Genomic DNA, 23,170 nt, shown 5'->3' with positions numbered 1-23,170 from the left:
ATGACGGGATCTTTGATGTGTCAGACCGACCCCGTAATGTGCCCGGCATGGCCGTGACACCGCTTGAGTTCCCAGCCGACGATTGGCTCACCTGGCTCGAAGAGCGGGGCACCGGACAACTCCGGGCGGCGCGTGACAGCGTCGCCGAACTCATCCGCTCCGAGCCGGGCAACCCACGCATCCTGCGGCTCTGGAACGACGTCGCCATCGCGCTGGGCAACGCCGGGGGAGTGGCGGGCCTGATGTCGTCGGTGCACCCGGACGCCGCCGTCATCGAGCGGGCCGAAGAGATCGAGGTTGAGGTGCGGCGCTACTCCACCGATCTGCACCTCGACACCGACGTGTTCCGGGCACTCAACTCGGTGTCGCCCGACGGCCTCGACGAGCCGGCCCGCAGAATGCTGGCCCGATCGTTGCGCGACTTCCGCCGATCCGGTGTCGACCGCGGCGACGACATCCGCGAGCAGGTCCGCCAGCTGGAGGCACGGCTCACCGACCTCAGCCAGGCGTTCTCCCGCAACATCCGCGACGGACGCGTCGAAACCCGGGTTCCGGCGTCCGCACTGGCCGGCTTGCCCGACGACTACGTGGAGACCCATCAGCCGGACGCCGACGGCCAGGTCGTCATCTCGACCGACTATCCCGATGTCATGCCGTTCCTCACCTTCTCCACCGATGCGGCCGCCCGGCGCTCGGTCGCGACCACCTTCTTCAGCATCGCCTTCCCCGACAACGACGCGGTGCTGGCCGAGTTGCTGCAGGCCCGGCACGAGCTGGCCACCCTGCTGGGCTATCCGAACTGGCCCGATTACGACGCCGAGGTGAAGATGATCGGCTCGGGCGACGCGATCGCCGCGTTCATCGAGGCGATCAGCGCCGCCGCGGCGTCCGCCGGCTATCGAGAGATCGGCATCCTGCAAGAGCGGGCCGCGGCCGAGGGCGACCCGGTCATCGACGGGTCGAACTGGCGGCACTTCTGCGAACTGGTCAAACGCGAGCAATACGGCGTGGACGCCCACGAGGTCCGGCGTTATTTCGAGTTCAGCAAGGTGCACGACGGCCTGTTGCGCATCACCGGCCAGTTGTTCGGCCTGCGGTTCGTCCAGGTACCCGATGCCAGCGCCCACCCCTGGCACGCCGATGTGAGCAGCTACGACGTGTCCTTCGCCGACAGCGGGCAGCCGATCGGCCGCATCTACCTCGACCTGCACCCGCGCGACCGCAAATACAACCACGCCGCCCAATTCGACCTGGTCTCCGGGGTGCGCGACCGTCAACTGCCCGAAGGGGTGCTGGTCTGCAACTTCCCGCGCGGGCTGATGGAGCACCATGACGTGGTCACCCTGTTCCACGAGTTCGGTCACCTGATCCACCACCTGCTCGGCGGCGCGCAGGCCTGGGTGCGGTTCTCCGGCGTCGCCACCGAATGGGATTTCGTCGAGGCGCCCAGCCAGCTGCTGGAGGAATGGGCCTGGGACGCCGACGTGCTGCGGCTGTTCGCCACCGACGCCGACGGCGTCCCGATTCCGGTCGAGCTGGTCGACCGGATGAAGGCGGCGGAGGAGTTCGGCAAGGGCTTCCTGGCCCGGACCCAGATGTTCTATGCGGCGCTGGCCTACCGCTTCCACCTGGAACGGCCGGCCGATCCGACGGCCCGCATGCTGCAGCTCTACGACGAGTACAGCCTGGTCCGGCCGCTGCCCGACACCCACTTCTACGCCGGTTTCGGGCACCTCGCCGGCTACACCTCGGCGTACTACACCTACATGTGGAGCCTGGTGATCGCGAAAGATCTGTTCAGCGTCTTCGACCCCGACGACCTGCTCGCCTCCGATGTGGCGATCCGGTACCGCGACACCGTCCTCGCTCCCGGCGGCAGCAAGGACGCCGCCGACCTGGTCGCCGACTTCCTCGGGCGTCCCTACAACACCGAGGCGTTCAAGGCCTGGCTGAACCGCTGAGCGACGGGGGACCGACGGCACCCCGCGGCCCGGCACCGACAACGGCCAGGCCGGGGTTCCCCTGACCCGCTGAGCCGCTGTCGGTGTGACCAAAGGTATCCTCTTGGTATGACGCTCACCACGATCAAGGTGAACCGCGAGGTCAGGGACCTACTCAAGCGCCAGGCGGCTGCGGCGCATCGCACGCTGGGCGACCATTTGGCGCACCTCGCCGCGCTCGCCGACAAACAGCAGCGGATTGAGCGGCTGAGGGCCGAGATCGACGCGACACCGGCTAGCGACCTCGCTTCCTATCGCGAAGAGACCCAGTGGTGGGAGTCGGCGCAGGATGCCTGACCTCGCCCCCGGCGACATCGTCTGGGTTTTCCTCGACCCGGTCGTCGGACGCGAACAGAGCGGTCGTCGTCCGGCCGTAGTCGTCTCGTCGCGAGGGCATCTAGCCATTGCCGACACGCTCGTGATCGTGGTGCCGGTGACATCGGTGGATCGCGGATGGTCGAATCACATCCTGTTGCAGGGTGATGTGCCCGCTCGCGAGTCGTGGGCCATGACCGAGCAGGTGCGGACCATTTCGCGCCAACGGGTGGCCGGTCGCGCGGGCCGGGTCGATTCGGCGACGCTGGCGGAAATCCGGGAGTGGATCCGCGACTTCATCGACGAATAGGCGAGTCAACAACCGGCGCCACGCTGATCAATCCAGCACGGCCTCCCGCAGCACGCTCAGCGGCAGCGAGCCGAGGTTCAGCGCCTGGGTGTGGAAATCCTTGAGCGAGAACGTCTCGCCGGCGCGCTGCTCGACCTCGGCGCGCAGCTGCTCCCACAGCCGCTGGCCGATCTTGTAGGACGGCGCCTGACCCGGCCAGCCCAGGTACCGGTTCAGTTCGAACCGGAGGAATTTGGCGTCCATGTTCACGTTGGCCCGCAGCAACTCCCACGCCTTCTCGGCGTCCCAGGTACCGCCGCCCCAGCGCTGTGGCGCCGGCTTGCCGAGATGGACGCCGATGTCGAGCACGACGCGGGTGGCGCGCATCCGTTGGCCGTCGAGCAGGCCGAGCTTGTCGCCGGGATCGTCCATGTAGCCGAATTCCTCCATCAGCCGCTCGGCGTACAGCGCCCAGCCCTCGCCGTGGCCGGAGACCCAGCAGGCCAGCCGTCGCCACAGATTGAGCTGCTCGCGGTTGTGGACGGCCTGGCCGACCTGCAGGTGATGGCCGGGGACGCCCTCGTGGTAGACGGTGGTCTTCTCCCGCCAGGTGTTGAATTCCTGCACGCCCGACGGCACCGACCACCACATCCGGCCCGGACGCGAGAAGTCGTCCGACGGCCCGGTGTAGTAGATGACGCCGGTATGGGTGGGCGCGATCATGCATTCCAGCCGCCGCACCTCGCGCGGAATGTCGAAATGGACGCCGTTGAGCTGCTCGATTGCCTGGTCTGCGGTGACCTGCATCCATTCCCGCAGCGCGCCGGTGCCGGCCAGCTTGCGGGCCGGGGCGGCGTCCAATTCGGACATCGCGTCCTCGACCGAGGCGCCCGGCCCGGCGATCTCAGCGGCCACGGCGTCCTGTTCGGCAGAGATCGCGGCCAGCTCGTCCAGACCCCATTCGTAGGTCTCGTCCAGGTCGACGGCGGCACCCAGGAACACCCGCGACCACAGCTGGTAGCGCTCGCGTCCGGCGGCATCGGCCGCGGGCGCCTCCGGCTCCAGTTCGCGCAAGAACTGCTCCAGCGTCCCGTAGGCCTCGGCGGCGGCCAGGCCGGCCCGCTCCAGCTCGGCGCTCAGCGTGGCCGACTGGCCCGAGCCGCGCGGAAACTCGACGAAGAACGAGGACGCGGGGTCGGCCAGTTCGGCGGCCTGCTTGATGCCCTCCCGCACCTGCAGCACGGACGGCACCGTGCCCCGCCGGACGCCCTCGCGCAGGCAGGCCAGGTAGCCGTCGACGGCGCGGGGGACGCCGGCCAGCCGGGTGGCGACGGCCGACCAGTGCTCCTCGGTGTCGGTCGGCATCAAGTCGAACACGTCGCGGAAGCCCTGTAGCGGGGAGGCGATGTTGTTCAGGTCGCGGAATTGCTCGCCGGCCTCGTACAGCTCGTGGCTGATACCGAGCCGTTCCTTCATCGCGGCGATGGTCACCCGATCGATCCCGTCCCGCGGGGTGGCCGCGTCCAGCTTGGCCAGGGTGTCGCGAATCAGCGCGTCGCGGGCGTCGTGGAAATCCGGGCCGGCCTCGGGCATCCGGTGGTCGTAGCCGCCGAGCCCGATCTCGGTGGCGAACACCGGATCGAGATCGGCGGCGGCCAGCGTGTAGGTGTCGGCGAGGGCGTCCACCTCGGTCGGTTCACGGGTGCTCACCGCTCGACCCTATCTCCGGTGGATCGGACGTCCACAGCCGCCACGTCTACACTCCTCCGCTTGATGACGAAACTCGCCTCGCGGGCACCGTTGCGGCAGGACATCCAAGGGTTGCGATTCGTCGCCGTGCTGCTGGTCGTCGTCTATCACGTGTGGCTCGACCGGGTCTCGGGCGGCGTCGACATCTTCTTGGTGCTGTCGGCCTACTTCCTGACCTCGTCGTTCGCCCGCAAACTGGACGACGGGCATCCGCTCGGCCTGGTCGGGTACTGGACGCGCACCTTCGCCCGGATCGTGCCGCTGGCCACGGTGACCATCCTGGTGGTCGTGGTGACCGCGCAGCGGCTGATGCCGATCGCGATCTGGCCCGACATCCAGCAGCAGGCGATCGCCAGCGCACTCTACGTGCAAAACTGGTGGCTCGCCGTCAATGACGTGAGCTATTACGGCGGGGCGCCGATTCCGCTGCAACATTTCTGGTCGCTGTCGATCCAGGCCACCGTCTTCCTGGGCTGGCCCCTGGTGATCGGGGTCGTTGCGTTGATCGTCCGGCGCTGGCCGCGGCTCCCGGCCCGTCGGCTGCTGGCGGTCGCGTTCGGCGCCGTCTTCGCCGCCTCGCTGGGCTGGTCGGTGTGGATCACCGCGCGCGATCAGGCCTTCGCCTACTTCGACACCCGCGCCCGGCTGTGGGAGTTCGCCTTCGGGTCGCTGCTCGCCCTGCTGGCCACCCGCGGCCGGCCGGTCGGCGTGCCCGGCTCGCCGTGGCGCATCGCGGCCGGCTGGGTCAGCCTGGCCACCATTCTGCTGGTCGGCGTCACCGTCAACGTGCGGGACGCCTTTCCGGGCTGGATCGCGCTGTTTCCGCTCACGGCGGCCGCCACCATCGTGCTGGTCGGGGACGATCCCGGCCGGTGGAGCGTAGGCCGGCTGCTCGGGCATCGCTGGATCGCCGGCCTCGGCAACGCGTCCTACGCCCTGTACCTGGTGCATTGGCCGATCCTGATCGGCTACGTGGTCACGGTGGACTCCGATCGGCCCAGCCTGCTCGCCGGCGGTGTGATCATCGCGGCCTCGCTCGGGCTGGCGATCGTCCTGCACCGCTTCGTGGAGCTGCCGCTGCGCAACCGGACGTCGCACTGGGGGCCGTGGCGGGACGCCCTGCTGGTCGTGGTGGCGGTCGCACTGGTGCTGGGCGCGGTGACCGGCTGGCGGCAGCTGCTGAGCTGGCAGGCGGAGCAGGCCCGGATCCAGCAGCAGGCCGAGGCCGAGCAGCAGCGGCTGCTGGCGATCGCCGCTCATCCGGGCGCCCGCGTCCTCGACCCGGACTTCCATCCGGTGGCGCAACCGGACGGGCCGCCGATCCCGACCATCGCCGACATCCCCTACCAGTGGGGGCTGGCCGGGCCGGCCTGCCCGGCGTCCTGGAAACTGCCCACCAAGGCGCAACAGCAGTGCCAGGTGCTGACCGATCCGAGCCTGGACGACGCCGGCGCGGGCGGCGCCATGTCGCCGTCCGAACTGCCCTTGCAGGAGCCAACGGGTACCGAGCGGGTGCTGCTGGTGGGCAATTCGCATATGCAGCACTGGTCGACCGCGATTCGCGAGATCGGACGCGAACGCGGCTGGCAGGTGCTGCTGATCTACGAGCAGAACTGCTATCTGGCGCCGGCCGGCGATCCGATCAACGAAGTCGAGAAATGCGCGGACTTCTGGCCGGACGTGCTCGACGCGATCGAGCCGCTCGACCCCGACCTGGTGATCACCATCGGCACCAAATCGGAGGACGACGGCGAAACGGTGCTGCAGGCCGGACTGGAACTCCTCGAACAACACGTCACGCCGGGACGGGTGGTGATCGCGATGCGCGACACGCCGCGGTTCGAGGTCGGCCTCACCCAATGCGACGCGGCCCGGCAGCCCGACGACCCGCCCTGCCAGTCGGATCACCCGATTCTGGAGACGCCCAATCCGCTGACTCCGCTGGTCGAGGGGGTGAAGGGGCTGAACACCCTCGATCTGGCCGATCTGGCCTGTCCCGAGCGGCTCTGTGTGCCGACGATCGGGAATGTGAGAGTGTGGATGGACCAGCATCACCTCACGAGGGATTATGTCGAGACCACAACGGATCTCGTCCGGGCGAGGCTGATGCGGGCGATCGAAAGGGCGTGACGATGGAGATCTGGGCACACCGCGGCGCCAGTGCGCGGCAGCCGGAGAACACGATCGCCGCCTTCACGGCGGCGATCGATGCCGGCGTCGACGGTGTCGAACTCGACGTGCAGCTGACCTCGGACGGCGTGCCGGTGGTGATTCACGACGAGACGGTGGACCGCACCCACGACGGCACCGGCGGTGTGTCGAGCTTCACCCTGCCCCGGCTGCAGAAGCTGCGGTCGCGGGTCAAGCCCAAGGCCGACCCGATGACGACCCGCATTCCGACCCTCGCCGAGGTTCTCGACCTGCTCGCCGCCGGCGGCCCGCAGATCAACATCGAACTGAAGAACAGCGTCAAGCCGTACAAGGGCCTTGAGAACAAGGTGCTGGCGCTGGTCGACGAGCGCAGCCTGGCCGACCGGGTGGTGCTGTCGTCGTTCAACCACTATTCGCTGCAGCGCCTGCGGGAACGCGGCTGGACAGGCGAGCTGGCCGCCGTCCACGACGGCATGCTGCGCGAACCCTGGCGGTACTTCCGCGAACTGGACGTCCAGGCGGTACACCCGCCGCGGCACGTGCTGATGGTGCCGGGCTTCGTCACCCGCGCGCACCGGGCCGGCTTCAAGGTGCGGGTGTGGACGGTGAACAAGGCGGCGCAACGGCAGCGCTGCATGAGGCTCGGCGTCGACGGCATCTTCACCGACCTGATCAAGGCGCGGCCCAACTGGTGATCGCCCGGCGCGGAGATCCCGTGTCGAGCACGGGAAGACCCGTTGACAACAACCCCATAGGCTGGTCGTCCCGGCGAACGCCGGGATCTCATCCGCCGAACTCAATCGGCAAGGCGTCCGACGATAGGTTGGTCGGCATGACCAGCCCCTGGCGTCCGGAGCTGTGGGACGAGGTTCCCGGCTTCGACTTCACCGACATCACCTACCACCGGGCCAAGGACGTGCCGGCGGTGCGGATCGCGTTCGACCGGCCCGAGGTGCGCAACGCCTTCCGGCCGCACACCGTCGACGAGCTGTACGCCGCGCTCGATCACGCCCGGCAATCGGCCCACGTCGGCTGTGTTCTGCTGACCGGCAACGGGCCGTCGCCGAAGGACGGCGGCTGGGCCTTCTGCTCGGGTGGCGATCAACGCATCCGGGGCCGTTCCGGCTACCAGTACGCGGCAGGGGAGACCGCCGACACCGTGGACGCCCGCCGCACCCAGGCGGAGGGCGGCCGGCTGCACATTCTCGAGGTGCAGCGATTGATCCGGTTCATGCCGAAGGTGGTGATCGCCCTGGTCAACGGCTGGGCGGCGGGCGGCGGCCACTCGCTGCATGTGGTCTGCGACCTGACCCTGGCGTCCGCCGAACATGCCCGGTTCAAGCAGACCGACGCCGACGTCGGCTCGTTCGACGCCGGCTTCGGTTCGGCCTACCTGGCCCGCCAGGTCGGTCAGAAGATCGCCCGTGAGATCTTCTTTCTGGGCCAGACCTACGACGCCCAGCGCGGCTACGAGATGGGCACCGTCAACAAGGTCGTGCCGCACGCCGACCTCGAGGACGAAGGCCTGGCCTGGGCGGAGCTGGTCTGCGGCAAATCGCCGACCGCGCAGCGGATGCTGAAATTCGCCTTCAACGCGATCGACGACGGTCTGATCGGCCAGCAGGTGTTCGCAGGCGAGAGCACTCGGCTCGCCTACATGACCGACGAGGCGGTCGAAGGCCGGGACTCCTTCCTGGAGAAGCGGCGTCCGGACTGGTCGAGGTTCCCGTACTACTACTGACGGATCATGTCTGACCCGCCGCAATGTCGTTCGGGGCGCGCCTGGTGGCTGTCGGAAGTCCCACATAGGCTGAGCGCAGGTCGCTAAGGAAACGCTGATCAATGCTGTTCCGAGCGAGGACGTGCCCGGCGGGATGAGCTGCGGCCCCCAGATCTTGTGGGCGTACTGGAGGTACGGCGCAAGATTTGGGGGCCGCAGATCGCCCGTCCGGGTGCGCCGCAGCCGGGACATGATTGATCAGCGGTTCCCTAAGGGCTCGACGAGATGCTCAGCGTCATCGAGGCGGTCGTGTGGGTCAACGACCTGGTCCGGCGAATCGATTCGTCGCACGGCCAGGCCGAAGGACTCCGTCCGGGGCGTCCGGACGGTTCCGTACGTCGGCGCCCTCTATGGGCGGACGCCGGGCAGGGTGACCCGGACCGGGAGCCGCAGCGAGCGGGAGGGTGCGGCGTCCGGAGCGTCCAGCGCGTCGGCCAGCAGCTCCATCGCGGCGGCGCCCAGTTCGCTGCCGTCCACGTCGATCGCCGGCGTCCGTTCGTCGCCGATCGCCGCGGTGATCGCGCTCTCCGAGGTCACCACCAGGCCGCGTGCGGCGGCCAGATCGTGCGCCCGCAGCGAGAACACCAGACCCAGGCCGAGCTGAGTGGCGTAGGGGATCACGGCACTCGCCCCGCAGGCCACCACGTCGTCGGCGATCTGCGCGCCGGCGGCGAAGGTGGGCGGCATCGGGCCGAAGACGGTCAGCTCGGCGCGTCCCGCCGTCCGTTCGGCGATCGCGCGGGCGCGCTGGACGTCCTGCCACGAGCCGTGCGGCCCGCTCAGGTAGGCAAGGGACCGGTGGCCGTCGTCGACCAGGTGCCCAGCCAGCGTGCCGAAGGCGGTGGCGGCGTCCGCGATCACCGACCGGATGCCGGAAATCTCGCGGTCGACAAGGACCGATGGCCTGATCCGGCAGACCTCGCGGACGTGGTCGTCCGGCCCCAGCGGCGCGGCCAGGATCAGCCCGTCCACCTGCCGGGCCAACCGTTCCAGGTCGCGGACCTGGCTGCCGGTCTCCAGTGGATTGGCGGCGATGGTGAGCTGCCGCTGCTGCGCCGCCGCCCGGCGCTGTGCCCCGACGATGATCGGGGTGAAGAAGAGGTTGTCAAGGGTGGGCACCACGATCGCGATCACTCCGGTGCGTCCGGTGACCAGACCGCTGGCGGCCCGGTTGACCACGAAATTCAACTCGTCGGCGGCGCGCCGGACCAGCTCCACCGTCCCCGGCGCCACCAGATCGGGCCGGCTGAGGGCGCGAGAAACGGTCGACTTGGAGACACCGACTCGCGCGGCGACGTCCGACAGGGTGGCCACGGCCCTCCCTTCCTGCGGTGCCCACTGGCCACCACGATCCGAGCTGGTTGCTGAAAAATGGTCCCCCCACGGCGTGGGGAACCATTTTCTCGATCGTTACACGAGACGGTACCGGTATGCGCGGGGATGGGATAGCTTTCCTGCGACCAGTGCAAACGATTGCAGGCCGAGCCGTTTCGCGGATCGTGCAGGAGGGAGCGTGAATGAGGACCCGTGCCGGCCTTCTCCTCGTGCCGGGGCTCATCGTGCTCGTCGTCGGATTGATCGTTCCGGCGATCACTATGCTGTTCTTCCCGCGCCGTTCCGGACCGGCGGAAGTGCTGGCCGCGTTCGGCAGTTTCTTCACCGATCCGTTCATGCTCGGCATTCTGTGGCGGACGGTGTGGATCGGCCTGGTGGTCACCGGCCTGTGCGTCGCTATCGGCTTCCCGATCGCCTACATGCTGGCTCGCAGCGGTTCCCGCTGGGTGGGCATGTGGCTGGCGCTGGCGATCTTCCCGCTGCTGCTCAGCAACGTGGTGCGCACCTTCGGCTGGCTGGTGGTGCTCGGCTCCCAGGGCGTGCTCGGCCGGGTGCTGATGGCATTGCACCTGGTCGACAAGCCTCCGCAGCTGCTGGCCAGCGAGTTCGCCATCGTGCTCGGCCTGATTCAGCTCTTCCTGCCGTTGGCGATCATCTCCAGCTATTCGGCGATCGCACAGGTGGACGCCACCCTCGATGAGGCGGCCCGCAGCCTGGGCGCCGGACCGATCCGCACCTTCTGGAGCGTCGTCGTCCCGCTCTCGATGCCGGGCGTGATCGTGGCGGCGACGCTGGTCTTCGCCGGCTCGGTGACCGCCTACACCACGCCGTTCCTGCTGGGCGGTTCGAGCGACAAGATGCTCTCCACGCAGCTCTTCTACTACACCGACACCAACGTCGACTGGACGATGGCGGGCGCCGTAGCGCTGGTCATGACGATCCTGGTGTTCGGCGTCGCCTCGCTGTCCAGTGCGGCCGGCCGGCTGGGGAGGACACAGTGAAGAACCGGCATCCGATCGCGCTCGTCCTGGCGGTCATCGGGTACACGATCATGATCGTCCCGATCTTCTTCGTGGTCGCCATCTCGTTCAACGCCGGTGACACGCTCACCTTCCCGCCGGACGCCGTCTCGCTGCGCTGGTTCGGCGCGGCACTGGCCCACGAACGGTTCATGACCGCACTGGTGACCAGCCTGATCGTGGCCGTGGTGGCCACCTTCCTCGGCTTGGCGCTCGGCGTCCCGGCGGCATTGGCCCTGGCCAGAAACAACTTCCGGGGCAGAGGTGTGATTCAGAACATCTTCTTCTCGCCGCTGATCATTCCCGAGCTGGTGCTGGGCGCCGCGCTCTATCAGCAGCTGGCGATCCCGCTGCGGCTGCAGAACTACCTGCCGGTGCTGATCCTGGGCCACACCATCTTGATGCTGCCCTACGCCGTCCGGGTGACCGGCGCGTCGCTGGCCAATATGGACGGCCAGGCCGAGGAGGCCGCCCGCATGCTCGGCGCCTCACCCGTGCGGGCCTTCTTCGACGTCACGTTGCCGATGCTGCGACCGGGCATCTTCTCGGCGGCGCTGCTGTCGTTCATCACCTCGTTCAACAACGTGCCGCTGTCGCTGCTGCTGACCAAGGGCAGCACCACACTGCCGATCGAAATGCTCGACTACGTCTCGCAGGGCATCGACCCGATGATCGCCGCCATGTCCACCCTCGTCCTCGCCGCCACCGTCGTGATCGCGTTCATCGCCGAGCGGACCGTCGGCTTCGCCCAGATCTTCGGAGGGATCAACAAATGACCGTCCCCGCCGCGCAATTCATCAACGTCACCCAGACCTTCGGCGACGTGGTCGCCGTCGACAACATCTCGCTCGACATCGAACACGGCAAGCTGACCACCCTGCTCGGGCCCAGCGGCTGCGGCAAGACCACCTCGCTGCGCATGTTGGCCGGGTTCGGCAAGCCCAGCTCGGGGCAGATCCTGATCGACGGCGAGGACTGCACCCGCGTCCCGCCCGAGAAGCGCGGGCTCGGCATGGTGTTCCAGCAGTACGCGCTGTTCCCGCACATGACCGTCCGCGACAACGTCGGCTACGGCCTGAAACTGCGCAAGGTGCCGACCGCCGAACTAAGGCAGCGGGTGGACGACGCCCTGGAGTTGGTCGGGTTGACCGCCCACGCCGACAAGCGGCCCCGGCAGATGTCCGGTGGACAGCAGCAGCGGGTGGCGCTGGCCCGGGCGATCGCGATCCGGCCCCGGCTGCTGCTGCTCGACGAGCCGCTGTCCGCGCTGGACGCCCGGCTGCGGGTCGAGATGCGGGCCGAGCTGCGCCGCATCCAGGCCGAGACCGGACTGTGCGTCGTCCTGGTCACCCACGATCAGGACGAGGCGCTGGAGCTTTCTGACCAGATGGTGGTGATGCGGGCCGGCACCATCGAGCAGGCCGGGACGCCGCAACAGGTCTTCACCGCGCCCGCCAGCCGGTTCGTCGCCGAGTTCCTCGGCTACGAGAACTTCCTCACCCTGGCCGACGGCAGGGCCGCCGCGATCCGTCCGGAACGTCTCCGGTTGGGCGAGGACGTCGTCGGCGGACTCCGGCTGCAGGGCACCATCGCCGATGTCGCCTACCGCGGCGTCGACCTGCTGGTCACCAGCGAGGTCACCGATCCCTCCGGCGCCCGCGTCCGGCTGATCTCCGACATTCGCGGCGTCGGCGCGGACGCCTTCGCCCCCGGCCAGGACGTCCGTCTCGGCATCGCACAAGAACACCTGATCGTGCTCGCCGCCTGACCCGGGCCCGAGCTCCACACACTCTCGTACCCTCCGAACTCGTACCTTCCGAAAGGACAGACATGGCCCGCACGACAACTCTGGCGATGATCGCGGCGACGGTCGTCGCCACCTCGCTGGCACTGACCGGGTGCGGCGGCAACGCCGCACCCGCCGGGGAGACCTCCGGCGCCGCCAAGACCCTCAAGGTGAGCACCTTCAGCTTCGGGGTCGAGGGCTTCACCGAGGCTGTCGTGAAGCCGTTCGAAGCCAAGACCGGCATCAAGGTCGAGGTGGTCACTGGCAAGAACGCCGAGCGGCTGAACGAGTTGAAGGCCACCGAGAACAGCGCCGGCATCGACGTGATGCTGATCACCGACAACTTCGCCGCTCAGGGCCAGACCGACAAGCTGTTCGAGCAGATCGATTCCGCCAAGCTGCCGGCGCTGGCCGACGTCGCCGACTTCGCCAAGGGCTCCGATCTCTACGGCCCGGCCACCACCTACCAGCTCAACGGCATCGTCTACGACACCCGGAAAGTGACCGCCAAGCAGGCCAAGTCGTGGGATCTGTTCGGTGAGTCCTCAGTCGCCGGCAAGCTCGCCCTGCCCGACATCAGCGCCACCTCCGGACAGCTCACCGTCTCCGGACTGGGCACCACCTACGGCAGCGGGCCGTTCGACTACGACACCGCGATCAACAAGCTGGCCGCCTGGAAGCCGGGGGTGCTGAAGTTCTACGCCTCGACCACCGAGGTGTCGAACCTGATGACGCAGGGCGAGATCGTCGCCGCCGCGTCGATCAGCGGTTTCGCCGCCGACCTGATCGGCAAGGACTCCAATTTCGCCTTCGCGGTGCCCGAGAAGGGCGCCTACCTCGCCACCAACCGGGCGATGATCCCGGTCGGCGCCAAGAACACCGACAACGCCTACGCGTTCATCGACTACCTGCTGGGTGCGGACGCCCAGACCGAGGCGCTCAAGGGCTACAACGATCTGCCGGTCAACACCAAGGTGGCCGTGCCCGACGCGTTCGCGAAGATGCTCGGCGGCGCGGTGCCGGATCCGACCAAGGCCGGTTACTCGACCATCGACGCGGTCAAGGCGGCAGCCGAGTTCACGACGTTGGCCGACCGTTTCGCCCGCGAGGTGACCGGCAGCTGAGAGTGTCGATTCCGGCGTTCCCGCTCAGGGTCTGGCATCGGCCCTCGGGATCGATCCGGATCGGGCACCATACTCGGTGCCCAATCTGGATCGATCCGGAGCGTCGGATGCCGTTCGCCCGCCGCCTGCCGATGGCCGAGCCTGTCGTCCCCACTCGGAAGGAACCGCGATGCCGATCGACGCCGGCCTCATCGCCCGGCTGCCCAAGGTCGACCTGCACTGCCATCTGATCGGCACTGTGCGGGCGTCCACCTTCGCCGAGCTGGCTCGCCGCGAAGACTTGGCGCTGCCGGACACGCCGGAGCGGGTCTACGCCGGCTGCAACTCGCTGCCGCCCGACCCCGACCTGTACCGCAACACCCGAATTCCGGTGCCGCAGGGACCCTCCGCCGACGAACCGGCGGTGTCCTATTCGCTGTTCCAGCTAGCCGGCTGGGTGACCGAGGCGTTGCGCGACGCCGAGGACCTGACCCGGATCGTTTACGAGGCGTGCTCCGACGCCCACCACAACAGCGCGACACGGCACCTGGAGCTGTCCGTCGACGAGCCACGCGGACGGCTGGCCCGGCTCGGCTACCCGACACTGATCGACGCCTACGCCGAGGGCATCCGGCTCGCCGAGCGCGACTTCGGCATGTCCGGACGCCTGATCGCCGCGATCGACCGCAGCCGCAGCGGGGACGAGGCGCTGGCCTGGGTGCGCACCGTGGTCTCCCATCCGCATGAGTACGTCGCCGGGATCGGCCTGGACAACCTGGAGACCGTCGGTCCGCCGGAACGGTTCGCGGACGCCTACCGGCTCGCCGGCGAGGCCGGACTGAAGCGGACGGCGCACTCCTCGGAGCATGTGCCGGGTGCGGCGAACACCATCACCTGCCTCGATCTGCTCGGCTGCGACCGGATCGACCACGGCTACTTCGTGCTGGAGGACGACGCGGTGGTGGCCCGGCTACGGGCCGAGCAGACCCCGATCACGGTGGTCTCGACCACATCCCGGCGCTCCTGGCGACCGTGGCGTCGGGCGTCCATCGCCGCGATGCTGGACGCCGGACTGAACGTGATCGCGGCGTCCGACGACCCCGGCATGTTCCCGACCACGCTGGCCGCCGAGTACGGCATCCTTGCCGACGAACTGTGCGTGCCGTACCCCCGGCTGCGGCAGATGGCGCTCGCCGGGGTGGACGCCAGCTGGCTGCCGCCGTCGGAGAAGAAGGCGTTGCGCGCCCGCTTCGAGCGCGAACTGGCAGTGCTGGACGCCGAGGCCCCCATCTGACTCGGTTCTTTCTGGTCACCTGCTCTCGTCATCCCGGCGGACGCCGGGATCTCTCCAAGGCGGCATCATCGAGTGGCCCGACAGACTCAACCAGCGACATCCGTAGCACCTGCTGGGTCTACCCCAGTCTGGACAGTCGATGTAGCGGTTCCATCTCGGTCACGGTCAGTGCGGGTCCGCGGAGCAGGTCGCCCGGCGTGAGCAGACATTGGGCGGCGGCTACCCAGGTGCTGACGCGTGGCTTGCGCACCACACCGTTCGGCGCTAGCTGACCTGGTTGGACGCCGGGTTGTCGGAGAACGCCGACGAGCTGATGTCGTCACCGGACGGCGTCCGGCCCGCGTCAGTGCTTGGCCCGCAGGAACAGCGAGAGTGACCCCGTCACCGCGGCGATGCCGCCACCGAGGTAGAGCAGGTTGAGGGCGTCATCGCCGTGCAGGGCGCGGCCCAGGAAGAAGACACCCAGCACCACCACGACCACGCCGATCAGCTGGCTCTTCAGGTCGTCCAGGGAGCCGAACACCAGCCATTCGGGCAGCCCGGGAATCTCGTCGATGAACAACTCGTAGAGCCCGATCGCGATGATGAACAGCACCACGGCAAGCAGGAACACGTCGGCGATCTCGACGAAGGAGATCACGTACTCCTTGGCGTCCACGTGGCCCGTGAAAGCTCCCAGGATGGTCTGGCCGACCTCGATCGCGCCGACGGTCGTCAGCGTGATCGAACCCAGCAGCATGCCCAGCGCCGGCACCAACACGATGAAGCGGGTGAGCGAGACGCGGTGCCGGCCACGGCCCAGCCTGCTGGACGGTCTGCTGTCGGTCATGGCTCCTCCGGGTCTTGGATGATCCGACGCTATCGGCTGGCGAGTGCAGAATGAACCATGGCTCAGTGCTACCCGCAGATCACCGGACGCATCCGACGGTTCATCGAGGCGCAGCACATGTTCTTCGTGGCGACCGCCGCCCGCTCCGGGCGGGTGAACGTGTCGCCGAAGGGCCTCGACACGCTGCGGATCCTGGACCCCAACCGGGTGGCGTGGCTCAATCTGACCGGCTCGGGCAACGAGACCGCCGCACACGTCCTCGACACGCCTCGGATGACGTTTTAAGGAACCGCTGATCAATCATGTCCCGGCTGCGGCGCACCCGGACGGGCGATCTGCGGCCCCCAAATCTTGCGCCGTACGTCCAAGTACGCCCACAAGATCTGGGGGCCGCAGCTCATCCCGCCGGGCACGTCCTCGCTCGGAACAGCATTGATCAGCGCTTCCTTAATGTTCTGTGCGTTCGAGGGAAACCCGTGGATCGTCCGGCTGTTCGGGACACCGACCATGGCGCAGCCCGGCGAAGATGGCTGGGAGGAGCTGGCCGGCCTGTTCCCGCCGCAACGCGGATTGCGACAGGTGCACCTGCTCGACATCGACCTGGCGGTGACCTCGTGCGGGTTCGGCGTCCCGCTGTACAGCTACGAAGGTCAGCGCGACGTGCTGGACTCCTGGGCGGCCAAGAAGGGCGACGACGGCTTGCTCGCCTACCAGCGGCAGTTCAACGCCGAATCGCTGGACGGCCTGCCCACCGGTCTGGTGCAGGATGGACGCCATGTCTGACGTCTTCGGTACCCTCGACGCGGTGCCCGCCGCCGACCGTCCGGATCTGCTGGCCGCGCCGGTCCGGGCGGCGATTCACCTGATTCCCGAGGCGCTGGTCGCCGCGATCGATCCGGCCTATGCCGACACCGAGAATCTGTGTGCCCACTACGGGGTTCCGATGGACGCCTCGGCCAATGCGGTGATCGTCCGCGGCACCCGGGCCGGCGTCGACTCGCACGCCTGCTGCATGACCCTGGCGCACCGCCGGGTCGATGTGAACAACGTCGTCCGGCGCCGGCTGAACGCCCGCAAGGCGTCCTTCGCGCCGATGGATTTCGCGGTGGAGGCGACCGGCATGGAGTACGGCGGCATCAACCCGGTCGGGTTGCCCGCCGGCTGGCCGATCTGGGTGGACGGCGCTGTCGCCGACCGGGACTGGGTGTGCATCGGTTCCGGCGTCCGGCATTCCAAGCTGTTCATCCCGGTGGCCGGACTGCTCGCCCTGCCCGGCGTCGAACGCGTCGACGACCTGGCCCGCGACGTCGGCTGAGGGTGTCCGACCGAGTTTGCGCCACTCCTGCGGTCGGTCTTTTCGTCATCCCGGCGGTCGGGAGATCCCGGATCGAGTCAGGGATGACCGCGGGTCGGCCTTTTCGTCATTAGTGCCCACGGGTCAGGCGGAAGGGCTGCAGGCGTCCCGGATCAGGGCGGCGAAGGCATCCACGTCGGCCCCGGCGGTGTCGAAGGAGCACATCCAGCGCACCTCGCGGACGGCCTCGTCCCAGTCGTAGAAGAAGAACTCCGAGCGGACGGCGTCCGCGACCCCTTCGGGCAGCCGGACGAAGACGCCGTTGGCCTGGGTGGGCTGGGCGAACTCGACGCCCGGAATGTCCGCCACGGCAGCCCGCAGCCGGGTGGCCATGGCGTTGGCGTGACTCGCGCTGCGCAGCCACAGGTCGCCTTCGTACAGGGCGATCAGCTGAGCCGACACGAACCGCATCTTGCTGGCCAACTGCATATTCGTCTTGCGCAGGAAGGTGAGGCCGGTGCAGACGTCCGGGTTGAGCACGACGATTGCCTCGGCGCCGAGCGCGCCGTTCTTGGTGCCGCCCAGGCTGAGCACGTCGACGCCGGCGTCGGTGGTGAACGCAGCGAAATCAACACCGAGTGCGGCGGCCGCGTTGCCCAGCCGGGAGCCGTCCACGTGCACGGTCATGCCGAGACTGTGCGCGTGCTCGGTGATGGCCCGGATCTCGTCCGGTGTGTAGAGGGTGCCCAGCTCGGTGGACTGGGTGATCGACACGGCCAGCGGCTGGGCGCGATGCTCGTCGCCGAAACCGCGGGCCTCGACATCGAGCAACTCCGGGGTGAGCTTCCCGTCGGGAGTGGGAACGGGGTACAGCTTCAGTCCGGCCACCTTCTCGGGGGCGCCGCCCTCATCGACGTTGATGTGTGCGGTCTGGGCACAGACCACAGCGCCCCAGCGGGGCAGCATCGCCAGCAGCGCGGTGACATTGGCGCCGGTGCCGTTGAACACGGGGAACGCCTCGGCCTCCGGGCCGAAGTGCCCGCGGATCACCTCGTTCAGCCGACGGGTGTAGGCGTCGCCGCCGTAGGCGGTCTGGTGGCCGCCGTTGGCCTCGGCGATCGCGTCCAGAATCTCGGGGTGGACGCCGGAGTAGTTGTCGCTGGCGAAGCCGCGGCGGGCGGGATCGTGGAGTTGCACCGGGTCATCCTTCCATGTCGCTAGTCGAACAGACTCGCCAGCCGTTGACCGAGTTCGCTCACGTGGGTCTGTCGGCTGAAGTCCTTGTCAGGCGACTTTTCCACGTCACGATCCGAGTACAACGCCAGCACCCGCTCGATGTGCACCCGGCCGGGGCTGTCCTTCAGCGCATGACCGACGGCCAGCAGCCAGGTCTCCGCGGCCGCCTTGGCGGCCAGGTAGTTGGCGTTGCCGGCGGTCGGCTTGGTCACCCCGGTCTGCGAGACGATCGCGAACCGGCCTGCTGGCGAGGCGGCGATGATGTCGACGAAGGCGCGGGTGGTGTTGCGCAGGGTGCCGACGATCATGGTCTGCAGCCAGTCCCAGTCCTCGTCGGACTGTCCGGCCAGGCCACCGCCTCCGCGCCAGCCGCCGACCAGGTGGATCACCCCGTCGACCGGGCCTAGCCGTTCGGCTAGTGACCGCACGGCGGCGAAGTCACGCAGGTCGCATTCGTTCGGCCCGATCTCGATCACCTCGTGACCGCGCTCGCGCAGTGCGGACGCCGTGGCGTCGCCGGCGGGGCTGCCCGCGCCGGCGATCACCACCCGCATCAGTCCGCCGTCCCGGTGATGCCCGAAGTGGAGGCGATGACGTCGCGCATCTTCTTCTCGAACGCCTCGTAGAACATGCTCAGCGGGAACTCGTCGTCCATCACCTTGTCGGTCAGCTCGCGCGGCAGCCCGGTCAGCGGCAGGTCGCCGGCCTTCCAGGCGGATGCCGGGTGGGGCTCGACGGTGCCCGACACCAGTTCGTAGGCAGCCAGCCAGTGGGAGATCTTGGGCCGGTCGATGGAGCGCCAATAGAGGTGCTCAATGGCGGCACCGAGCTCGTTGACGCAGTCGGGCACCCGGTCCCACTCGAAGGCGAGCTGGGTGTCGGTCCAGTGCAGCACGTGGTGCTGATGCAGCCAGGCGAACAGCAGCTGACCGCCCAGTCCGTCGTAGTTCCGGACGCGGTTGCCGGTGATGGCGAACCGGAAGATGCGGTCGAACAGCACGCAGTACTGCACCAGCCGGGCGTGATGGGCGAGCTCGAGGTCGTCCGCGCTGGGTTCGGCGAGGGCGGCGATCCGGCGGTCGATGGCGACCGACTCGCGGAAGGCGGTCAGGTCGCAGCGCAGTTCCTCCAGCGAATACAGGAAGAAGGGCATCCGCTGCTTGATCATGAACGGGTCGAACGGCAGATCGCCGCGCATGTGGGTGCGGTCGTGGATCAGGTCCCACATCACGAAGGTCTCCTCCGCCAACTGCTGGTCGTCGAGCAGTTCGGCGGCCTCGGCGGGCAGATCGAGCTTGGTCACCTCGACCGCGGCGCGCACCACCCGGCGGAACCGCGCGGACTCTCGGTCGGCGAAGATCGCCCCCCAGGTGAAGGTCGGGATCTGCCGCATCGCCACGGTCTCGGGGAAGAGCACCGCCGAGTTGGTGTCGTAGCCGGCGGTGAAGTCCAGGAAACGGATCGGCACGAACAGCTTGTTGCTGTGGTCGCCGGCCTCGAGTTCGGCGACGAAATCCGGCCAGATCACCTGGACCAGGACGGCCTCCACCAGCCGGCTCCGGGAGCCGTTCTGGGTGTACATCGGGAACACCACCAGGTGTGCGAGTCCGTCGACGCGATGCTGCTGCGGCTGGAACTGGATCAGCGAATCGTAGAAGTCGGGCACCGCGAAACCGCCGTCGGCCCAACGCCGGAAGTCGACCTGGACGGCGTCCAGATAGGACGCGTCGTGCGGGAACTGCGGCGCCAGGTCGGCGATTCCGGACACCAGTTCCTCGACCAGGCTTCGGGCGCGGTCGTGGTTGGCCTCGTCCTCGATGGCGCCGTTAACCGTTTGTAACGGCTGCAAGGCGGTGGCTGCGGTCTTGATCCGGAGCCATGAGGGGTGACGGGTGAGCTCCGACACTTCGATTTCGGCGACTGTGGTCATAAGAGATTCTCACATCATGGACACGCTCCACGCCAGTATCGTCTCAAATGGAACAGATTTGCCGGCTAGATCGTGGTACGAGCCTCATCCGACGGGAAAATATCCTGCCTGCGGCCGGTGGGTGTGGCAGCGCGTCCGGGTATCAGGAGCGCCTCGGCGTCCTCCTTCAGCCATAGCGCGTTCGCCGGCGGCACCGGCGGAGTTGGCACTCGGGGGGTCTTGTCTGCCAACACAGATGTGATTCACCATGTCGCAACCGGCGGAACCGCGCGGAACAGGAGGTTGACATGCTGGAACACGACAACGTCTCGGTCGAGGTGGCACCCATGCAGGCCCAGGGTCTGCTCAGCGGCTTCCTGGTGTCCGGACGCTGGCCGGCCAGCACCGTGGAATGGGCGCGCTTCCTGCTGCTGGCCGTCCGGATGGCCGGGGTGCCCGGCATGCTCCCCACCAGCACCGTCTTCCGGGTGCGGGAGGATCTGCCCGATGCGCCACCGCTCGGCGCAGTCGGCGTGGTGCTGGCCGAAGGCCCGGTGCTCGGCGAACACGCCGTGCTGCCCGGCCAATTCGCCGACCATCAGCCGCCGGGACTGATCGTGCTGCACCCGCCGCACGAGATCCGTCCGTCGCTGCCCGAACAGGACGAGGTCGCGGCCGGCTGTGTGCTGCTGCCCGGCATTCCACACCTCGGTCTGGAGCATCGCGCCGCCTGGGTTGAGGCCGACCGTCGCGGCAATATCACCCGAATGGTGAGTCGCGCCGGATTCGACCCGAATGAGGACGCCGATACCGCCGTGCTGGCGCTATTCCTGGCCGCCTGAAGGAACCGCTGATTCGTTCCGCGGTCCCGGTGGCGTAACATCCGGCGAATGCAGGACCTGTTACGGTCCGGACCTGGTTCGCCACGCTCGCTGTGGCAGGCCAACCGGCGCCGGGTGCTGGACGCCCTGCTTGGTCGGGCGCTGGTGCGGGCCGGCAAGGAGCGCCAGGGTGCCGGTCGCGGTGCGAACCACTTCGCCTACATCTGGATCTCCGAAGGCCTGGAGACCGTGGTGTCGACGCCGGCGTTGCTTCGGCTGCTGGAGGCTCGGCTGGGGCCGGTCTCCGATTTCGACGAGGTGCGGTGATGGTCGCGCTGGTCGAGAACAGTGTCCGGGCCGAGAATGTCCGCGCCTCGTAGTCGGACGCGGACGCCCGAGCACTTCGGGGTCCTTGGGACCTCAGTCGATCGTGCGGAAGCGCCACACCGTGCTGGTGCGGTGCAGCTCGCCCGGCCGCAGGATCGAGTCGGGGAACTCCGGCCGGTTGGGGGCGTCCGGGAAATTCTGGGTCTCCAGCGCGACCCCGGCCCGCGACCCGTATTCCCTGGTCAGACCGGGAACGCCGGCTAGACCGTCAGCGGTGAAGACCTGGACGCCGGGCTGATCGCTGAGCACGTCGATGGCCAGATCGGACGCCGCCAGCGTCGCATGCGGCCGCAGCGCACCCGGTTCGCCGTCCACCACGAAGCAGGTGTCCAGGGGTGCGACGTCGGCGATCCGGCGCGGCTCGCGGAGGTCGGCGTCCAGCAGGCGTCCGGTCGGAATCAGCCGCTCGTCCACCTCCAGGAGCGTGCCGGCATGCACGGTGAGCAGCAGTCCGTCGGCGGTGCCGGACGCCTCGCCGGCCGGATTCAGATAGGCGTGGTTGGTCAGATTGATCGGGGTCGGCGCGGTGGATGTGGCGGTGTAGTCCATCCGCAGTTCGTCGGCGGTCAGGGTGTAGCGGACCTGGACCGACACCTCGCCGGGGAAGCCCTGGTCGCCGTCCGGACTGGTCAGGGCGAACTCGACGGTGCCGGGGGTCACGTCGTTGATGCCCCACAGCCGGCGGGCGAAGCCGTCCGGGCCGCCGTGCAGGGTGTTGCCGTTCTCGTTGACGACGAGCCGGTGCTCGATGCCGTCCAGCGTGAACCGGCCGCCGCCGATCCGGTTGGCGAAACGGCCGATGGTCAGGCCGAGACCGAACATCGAGTCGGCGTAGCCGGCGGCGTCCGGATGGGCGAGGACGACGTCCCGTCCGGCGACGATGACGCGATGGACTGCGGCGCCGATGGTGACCAGGTCGACGACCAGGTCTCCCCCGGTGAGCCGGACGCGTTCCACCGGGGCGCCGTCGATGCTGCCGAAGTCGTGGCGGGTGGGCATGGCTGGGAGGTTCACGAGGTGCCCTTCAGATCAGGAAAATGGTCGGCCAGATCGGATTGTGCCCGTGAATCAGCACCAGGAACACCACCAGATCGAACAGCAGATGGACGGTGATCACATAGGCCAGGTTCTTGGTCAGCTGGAAGATCGCGCCCTGGACCAGGGTGAAGGGAATGGTCAGAAGCGGTCCCCAGGCCTGGTAGCCGAGCTCCCACAGGAACGACCCGAAGACCATCGCTTGCAGCAGATTCGCCTGCCACAACGGGAAATGCCGCCGATACAGGGCGAAGACGGTGCACACGAAGAAGAGCTCGTCCCAGATGCCGACCGCGTTCACCCCGACGAACAGCCGGGCGATCTCGGCCGGGGAGTGCACCGCCGGCCAGTTGCGGTACACGCCGGTGCTCAGGAAATACCACGGCAGAATCAGATAACCGGCGGCCAGCACGACGACCAGATAGCCCCACTGGCTGGGGTTCCAGCGCCAGCCACCCCACGGAATGGCGATCGGCTCGCGGCGGAACACCCAACGGATCAGCGCGTACGGCACCAGCAGCGCAACGCTCAGCACCACGGTGAACCGCATCATGCCGGCGTCGGAGAGGTCGGCGGCCAGATCGGACAGGCTGAGGATCGCGATGCCGGACGCCACCGCGGTCAGATCGGGCAGCAACCCGGACGATCGGCCGGTCGTGTCGCAACGCCAGGCGGTCAGCAGTCCGAGAGCAAGGGCAAGGGTGCCGAGCAGAGGATCGCGGGCCACCAGCAGCACGATGGCCGCGATGCCGAGCAATCCCGCCGGTAATACCGCCCAGGCGGACGCCGTGGCGACGGAACCCTGGGCGCGCGGCATGCGGTGAGTCTTCCATGCGGC

The 23,170-nt window shown here is 68.3% G+C and carries 24 protein-coding genes; 16 read left to right on the top strand and 8 right to left on the bottom strand.

Annotation, left to right across the window (positions count from 1 at the left end; translation table 11 throughout):
• Positions 1-47: 47 nt before the first annotated feature.
• The 3 genes from QM619_RS01135 to QM619_RS01125 all read left to right on the top strand — a co-directional run bounded on the left by QM619_RS01135 (position 48) and on the right by QM619_RS01125 (position 2,625).
• Positions 48-1,961 carry a M3 family metallopeptidase gene (locus QM619_RS01135; protein ID WP_415103441.1) on the top strand — a complete coding sequence of 638 codons (1,914 nt, stop codon included), beginning with the start codon at positions 48-50 and terminating at the stop codon, positions 1,959-1,961.
• Positions 1,962-2,069: 108 nt separating this feature from the next.
• A complete protein-coding gene (locus QM619_RS01130; RefSeq protein ID WP_415103439.1) occupies positions 2,070-2,297 on the top strand; it encodes a hypothetical protein in 228 nt (75 codons plus the stop codon).
• On the top strand, positions 2,290-2,625 hold the full coding sequence (locus tag QM619_RS01125) for a type II toxin-antitoxin system PemK/MazF family toxin (protein ID WP_415103437.1): 336 nt from the start codon (positions 2,290-2,292) through the stop codon (positions 2,623-2,625). Before QM619_RS01130 ends, QM619_RS01125 begins: the two co-directional genes overlap by 8 nt.
• A 27-nt stretch (positions 2,626-2,652) precedes the next feature.
• Here QM619_RS01125 and QM619_RS01120 read toward each other — a convergent pair whose 3' ends face one another.
• A complete protein-coding gene (locus QM619_RS01120; protein WP_415103435.1) occupies positions 2,653-4,314 on the bottom strand; it encodes a DUF885 domain-containing protein in 1,662 nt (553 codons plus the stop codon).
• A 63-nt stretch (positions 4,315-4,377) separates the two neighbouring features.
• On the opposite strand from QM619_RS01120, the gene QM619_RS01115 reads away from it, so the two are divergent.
• The 3 genes from QM619_RS01115 to QM619_RS01105 all read left to right on the top strand — a co-directional run bounded on the left by QM619_RS01115 (position 4,378) and on the right by QM619_RS01105 (position 8,245).
• Positions 4,378-6,483: an acyltransferase family protein gene (locus QM619_RS01115; protein WP_415103433.1), complete on the top strand. Its 2,106-nt coding sequence runs from the start codon at positions 4,378-4,380 to the stop codon at positions 6,481-6,483.
• Between the two features lie 2 nt (positions 6,484-6,485).
• The gene (locus QM619_RS01110) at positions 6,486-7,199 is read left to right on the top strand and encodes a glycerophosphodiester phosphodiesterase (protein WP_415103431.1); all 714 of its coding nucleotides are present in this window, start codon (positions 6,486-6,488) and stop codon (positions 7,197-7,199) included.
• Positions 7,200-7,336: 137 nt separating this feature from the next.
• Entirely contained in the window at positions 7,337-8,245 is a 909-nt protein-coding gene (locus QM619_RS01105) for a 1,4-dihydroxy-2-naphthoyl-CoA synthase (protein ID WP_415103429.1), read from the top strand.
• Positions 8,246-8,632: 387 nt separating this feature from the next.
• Here QM619_RS01105 and QM619_RS01100 read toward each other — a convergent pair whose 3' ends face one another.
• On the bottom strand, positions 8,633-9,598 hold the full coding sequence (locus QM619_RS01100; RefSeq protein WP_415103427.1) for a LacI family DNA-binding transcriptional regulator: 966 nt from the start codon (positions 9,596-9,598) through the stop codon (positions 8,633-8,635).
• 203 nt (positions 9,599-9,801) lie between these two features.
• Here QM619_RS01100 and QM619_RS01095 point away from each other — a divergent pair, with 203 nt between their 5' ends.
• The 5 genes from QM619_RS01095 (at position 9,802) to QM619_RS01075 (ending at position 14,821) form a co-directional block, all read left to right on the top strand.
• On the top strand, positions 9,802-10,620 hold the full coding sequence (locus QM619_RS01095) for an ABC transporter permease (RefSeq protein WP_415103425.1): 819 nt from the start codon (positions 9,802-9,804) through the stop codon (positions 10,618-10,620).
• The gene (locus QM619_RS01090) at positions 10,617-11,414 is read left to right on the top strand and encodes an ABC transporter permease (RefSeq protein WP_415103423.1); all 798 of its coding nucleotides are present in this window, start codon (positions 10,617-10,619) and stop codon (positions 11,412-11,414) included. Before QM619_RS01095 ends, QM619_RS01090 begins: the two co-directional genes overlap by 4 nt.
• Complete coding sequence (locus tag QM619_RS01085) at positions 11,411-12,406, top strand: ABC transporter ATP-binding protein (protein WP_415103421.1); 996 nt, start codon at positions 11,411-11,413, stop codon at positions 12,404-12,406. The genes QM619_RS01090 and QM619_RS01085 overlap by 4 nt, the downstream gene beginning before the upstream one ends.
• Before the next feature lie 62 nt (positions 12,407-12,468).
• Complete coding sequence (locus tag QM619_RS01080; protein ID WP_415103419.1) at positions 12,469-13,548, top strand: extracellular solute-binding protein; 1,080 nt, start codon at positions 12,469-12,471, stop codon at positions 13,546-13,548.
• Positions 13,549-13,717: 169 nt separating this feature from the next.
• The gene (locus QM619_RS01075; protein WP_415103417.1) at positions 13,718-14,821 is read left to right on the top strand and encodes an adenosine deaminase family protein; all 1,104 of its coding nucleotides are present in this window, start codon (positions 13,718-13,720) and stop codon (positions 14,819-14,821) included.
• A 343-nt stretch (positions 14,822-15,164) separates the two neighbouring features.
• Here the strand turns inward: QM619_RS01075 and QM619_RS01070 are convergent, their stop codons facing one another.
• Positions 15,165-15,650 carry a YqhA family protein gene (locus QM619_RS01070; RefSeq protein WP_415103415.1) on the bottom strand — a complete coding sequence of 162 codons (486 nt, stop codon included), beginning with the start codon at positions 15,648-15,650 and terminating at the stop codon, positions 15,165-15,167.
• A 57-nt stretch (positions 15,651-15,707) separates the two neighbouring features.
• Between QM619_RS01070 and QM619_RS01065 the strand changes: the two genes are divergently transcribed.
• From QM619_RS01065 to QM619_RS01055, 3 genes are all read left to right on the top strand, one after another.
• The gene (locus QM619_RS01065) at positions 15,708-15,935 is read left to right on the top strand and encodes a pyridoxamine 5'-phosphate oxidase family protein (protein ID WP_415103413.1); all 228 of its coding nucleotides are present in this window, start codon (positions 15,708-15,710) and stop codon (positions 15,933-15,935) included.
• 66 nt (positions 15,936-16,001) lie between these two features.
• A complete protein-coding gene (locus QM619_RS01060) occupies positions 16,002-16,433 on the top strand; it encodes a hypothetical protein (RefSeq protein ID WP_415103411.1) in 432 nt (143 codons plus the stop codon).
• Positions 16,417-16,965, top strand: a complete 549-nt coding sequence (locus QM619_RS01055; RefSeq protein ID WP_415103409.1) for a YbaK/EbsC family protein — start codon at positions 16,417-16,419, stop codon at positions 16,963-16,965. The genes QM619_RS01060 and QM619_RS01055 overlap by 17 nt, the downstream gene beginning before the upstream one ends.
• Positions 16,966-17,088: 123 nt before the next feature.
• Here the strand turns inward: QM619_RS01055 and QM619_RS01050 are convergent, their stop codons facing one another.
• The 3 genes from QM619_RS01050 to QM619_RS01040 are packed head-to-tail and all read right to left on the bottom strand — an operon-like array spanning position 17,089 to position 20,110.
• Positions 17,089-18,141: a threonine aldolase family protein gene (locus tag QM619_RS01050; RefSeq protein ID WP_415103407.1), complete on the bottom strand. Its 1,053-nt coding sequence runs from the start codon at positions 18,139-18,141 to the stop codon at positions 17,089-17,091.
• A 20-nt stretch (positions 18,142-18,161) separates the two neighbouring features.
• Positions 18,162-18,734 carry an SDR family NAD(P)-dependent oxidoreductase gene (locus QM619_RS01045; RefSeq protein ID WP_415103405.1) on the bottom strand — a complete coding sequence of 191 codons (573 nt, stop codon included), beginning with the start codon at positions 18,732-18,734 and terminating at the stop codon, positions 18,162-18,164.
• Positions 18,734-20,110, bottom strand: coding sequence for a DUF6421 family protein (locus QM619_RS01040; RefSeq protein ID WP_415103403.1), 1,377 nt, complete (start codon positions 20,108-20,110; stop codon positions 18,734-18,736). The genes QM619_RS01045 and QM619_RS01040 overlap by 1 nt, the downstream gene beginning before the upstream one ends.
• 287 nt (positions 20,111-20,397) lie before the next feature.
• Here QM619_RS01040 and QM619_RS01035 point away from each other — a divergent pair, with 287 nt between their 5' ends.
• Positions 20,398-20,931: a peptidase gene (locus QM619_RS01035; RefSeq protein WP_415103401.1), complete on the top strand. Its 534-nt coding sequence runs from the start codon at positions 20,398-20,400 to the stop codon at positions 20,929-20,931.
• Positions 20,932-20,979: 48 nt separating this feature from the next.
• Positions 20,980-21,237, top strand: a complete 258-nt coding sequence (locus QM619_RS01030) for a hypothetical protein (protein ID WP_415103399.1) — start codon at positions 20,980-20,982, stop codon at positions 21,235-21,237.
• A 93-nt stretch (positions 21,238-21,330) separates the two neighbouring features.
• Here the strand turns inward: QM619_RS01030 and QM619_RS01025 are convergent, their stop codons facing one another.
• Complete coding sequence (locus QM619_RS01025; protein ID WP_415103397.1) at positions 21,331-22,296, bottom strand: aldose epimerase family protein; 966 nt, start codon at positions 22,294-22,296, stop codon at positions 21,331-21,333.
• A 25-nt stretch (positions 22,297-22,321) separates the two neighbouring features.
• On the bottom strand, positions 22,322-23,149 hold the full coding sequence (locus QM619_RS01020; protein WP_415103395.1) for a type II CAAX prenyl endopeptidase Rce1 family protein: 828 nt from the start codon (positions 23,147-23,149) through the stop codon (positions 22,322-22,324).
• Between the last annotated feature and the right edge of the window lie 21 nt (positions 23,150-23,170).

Origin of the sequence: Micropruina sp., from assembly GCF_047606665.1 — a bacterium.
Lineage (GTDB): Bacteria > Actinomycetota > Actinomycetes > Propionibacteriales > Propionibacteriaceae > Micropruina.
The sequence above is the reverse complement of the archived record's forward strand: the minus strand, read 5'-3'. Positions and strand labels throughout refer to the sequence as shown.

Excerpts from the sequence above, each read along its gene's own strand:
- QM619_RS01135 (WP_415103441.1), top strand. The coding sequence starts at position 48 with ATGGCCGTGACACCGCTTGAGTTCCCAGCCGACGATTGGCTCACCTGG.
- QM619_RS01130 (WP_415103439.1), top strand. The coding sequence starts at position 2,070 with ATGACGCTCACCACGATCAAGGTGAACCGCGAGGTCAGGGACCTACTC.
- QM619_RS01125 (WP_415103437.1), top strand. The coding sequence starts at position 2,290 with ATGCCTGACCTCGCCCCCGGCGACATCGTCTGGGTTTTCCTCGACCCG.
- QM619_RS01115 (WP_415103433.1), top strand. The coding sequence starts at position 4,378 with ATGACGAAACTCGCCTCGCGGGCACCGTTGCGGCAGGACATCCAAGGG.
- QM619_RS01110 (WP_415103431.1), top strand. The coding sequence starts at position 6,486 with ATGGAGATCTGGGCACACCGCGGCGCCAGTGCGCGGCAGCCGGAGAAC.
- QM619_RS01105 (WP_415103429.1), top strand. The coding sequence starts at position 7,337 with ATGACCAGCCCCTGGCGTCCGGAGCTGTGGGACGAGGTTCCCGGCTTC.
- QM619_RS01095 (WP_415103425.1), top strand. The coding sequence starts at position 9,802 with ATGAGGACCCGTGCCGGCCTTCTCCTCGTGCCGGGGCTCATCGTGCTC.
- QM619_RS01085 (WP_415103421.1), top strand. The coding sequence starts at position 11,411 with ATGACCGTCCCCGCCGCGCAATTCATCAACGTCACCCAGACCTTCGGC.
- QM619_RS01080 (WP_415103419.1), top strand. The coding sequence starts at position 12,469 with ATGGCCCGCACGACAACTCTGGCGATGATCGCGGCGACGGTCGTCGCC.
- QM619_RS01075 (WP_415103417.1), top strand. The coding sequence starts at position 13,718 with ATGCCGATCGACGCCGGCCTCATCGCCCGGCTGCCCAAGGTCGACCTG.
- QM619_RS01070 (WP_415103415.1), bottom strand. The coding sequence starts at position 15,650 with ATGACCGACAGCAGACCGTCCAGCAGGCTGGGCCGTGGCCGGCACCGC.
- QM619_RS01065 (WP_415103413.1), top strand. The coding sequence starts at position 15,708 with ATGGCTCAGTGCTACCCGCAGATCACCGGACGCATCCGACGGTTCATC.
- QM619_RS01055 (WP_415103409.1), top strand. The coding sequence starts at position 16,417 with ATGGACGCCATGTCTGACGTCTTCGGTACCCTCGACGCGGTGCCCGCC.
- QM619_RS01045 (WP_415103405.1), bottom strand. The coding sequence starts at position 18,734 with ATGCGGGTGGTGATCGCCGGCGCGGGCAGCCCCGCCGGCGACGCCACG.
- QM619_RS01040 (WP_415103403.1), bottom strand. The coding sequence starts at position 20,110 with ATGACCACAGTCGCCGAAATCGAAGTGTCGGAGCTCACCCGTCACCCC.
- QM619_RS01035 (WP_415103401.1), top strand. The coding sequence starts at position 20,398 with ATGCTGGAACACGACAACGTCTCGGTCGAGGTGGCACCCATGCAGGCC.
- QM619_RS01030 (WP_415103399.1), top strand. The coding sequence starts at position 20,980 with ATGCAGGACCTGTTACGGTCCGGACCTGGTTCGCCACGCTCGCTGTGG.
- QM619_RS01025 (WP_415103397.1), bottom strand. The coding sequence starts at position 22,296 with ATGCCCACCCGCCACGACTTCGGCAGCATCGACGGCGCCCCGGTGGAA.
- QM619_RS01020 (WP_415103395.1), bottom strand. The coding sequence starts at position 23,149 with ATGCCGCGCGCCCAGGGTTCCGTCGCCACGGCGTCCGCCTGGGCGGTA.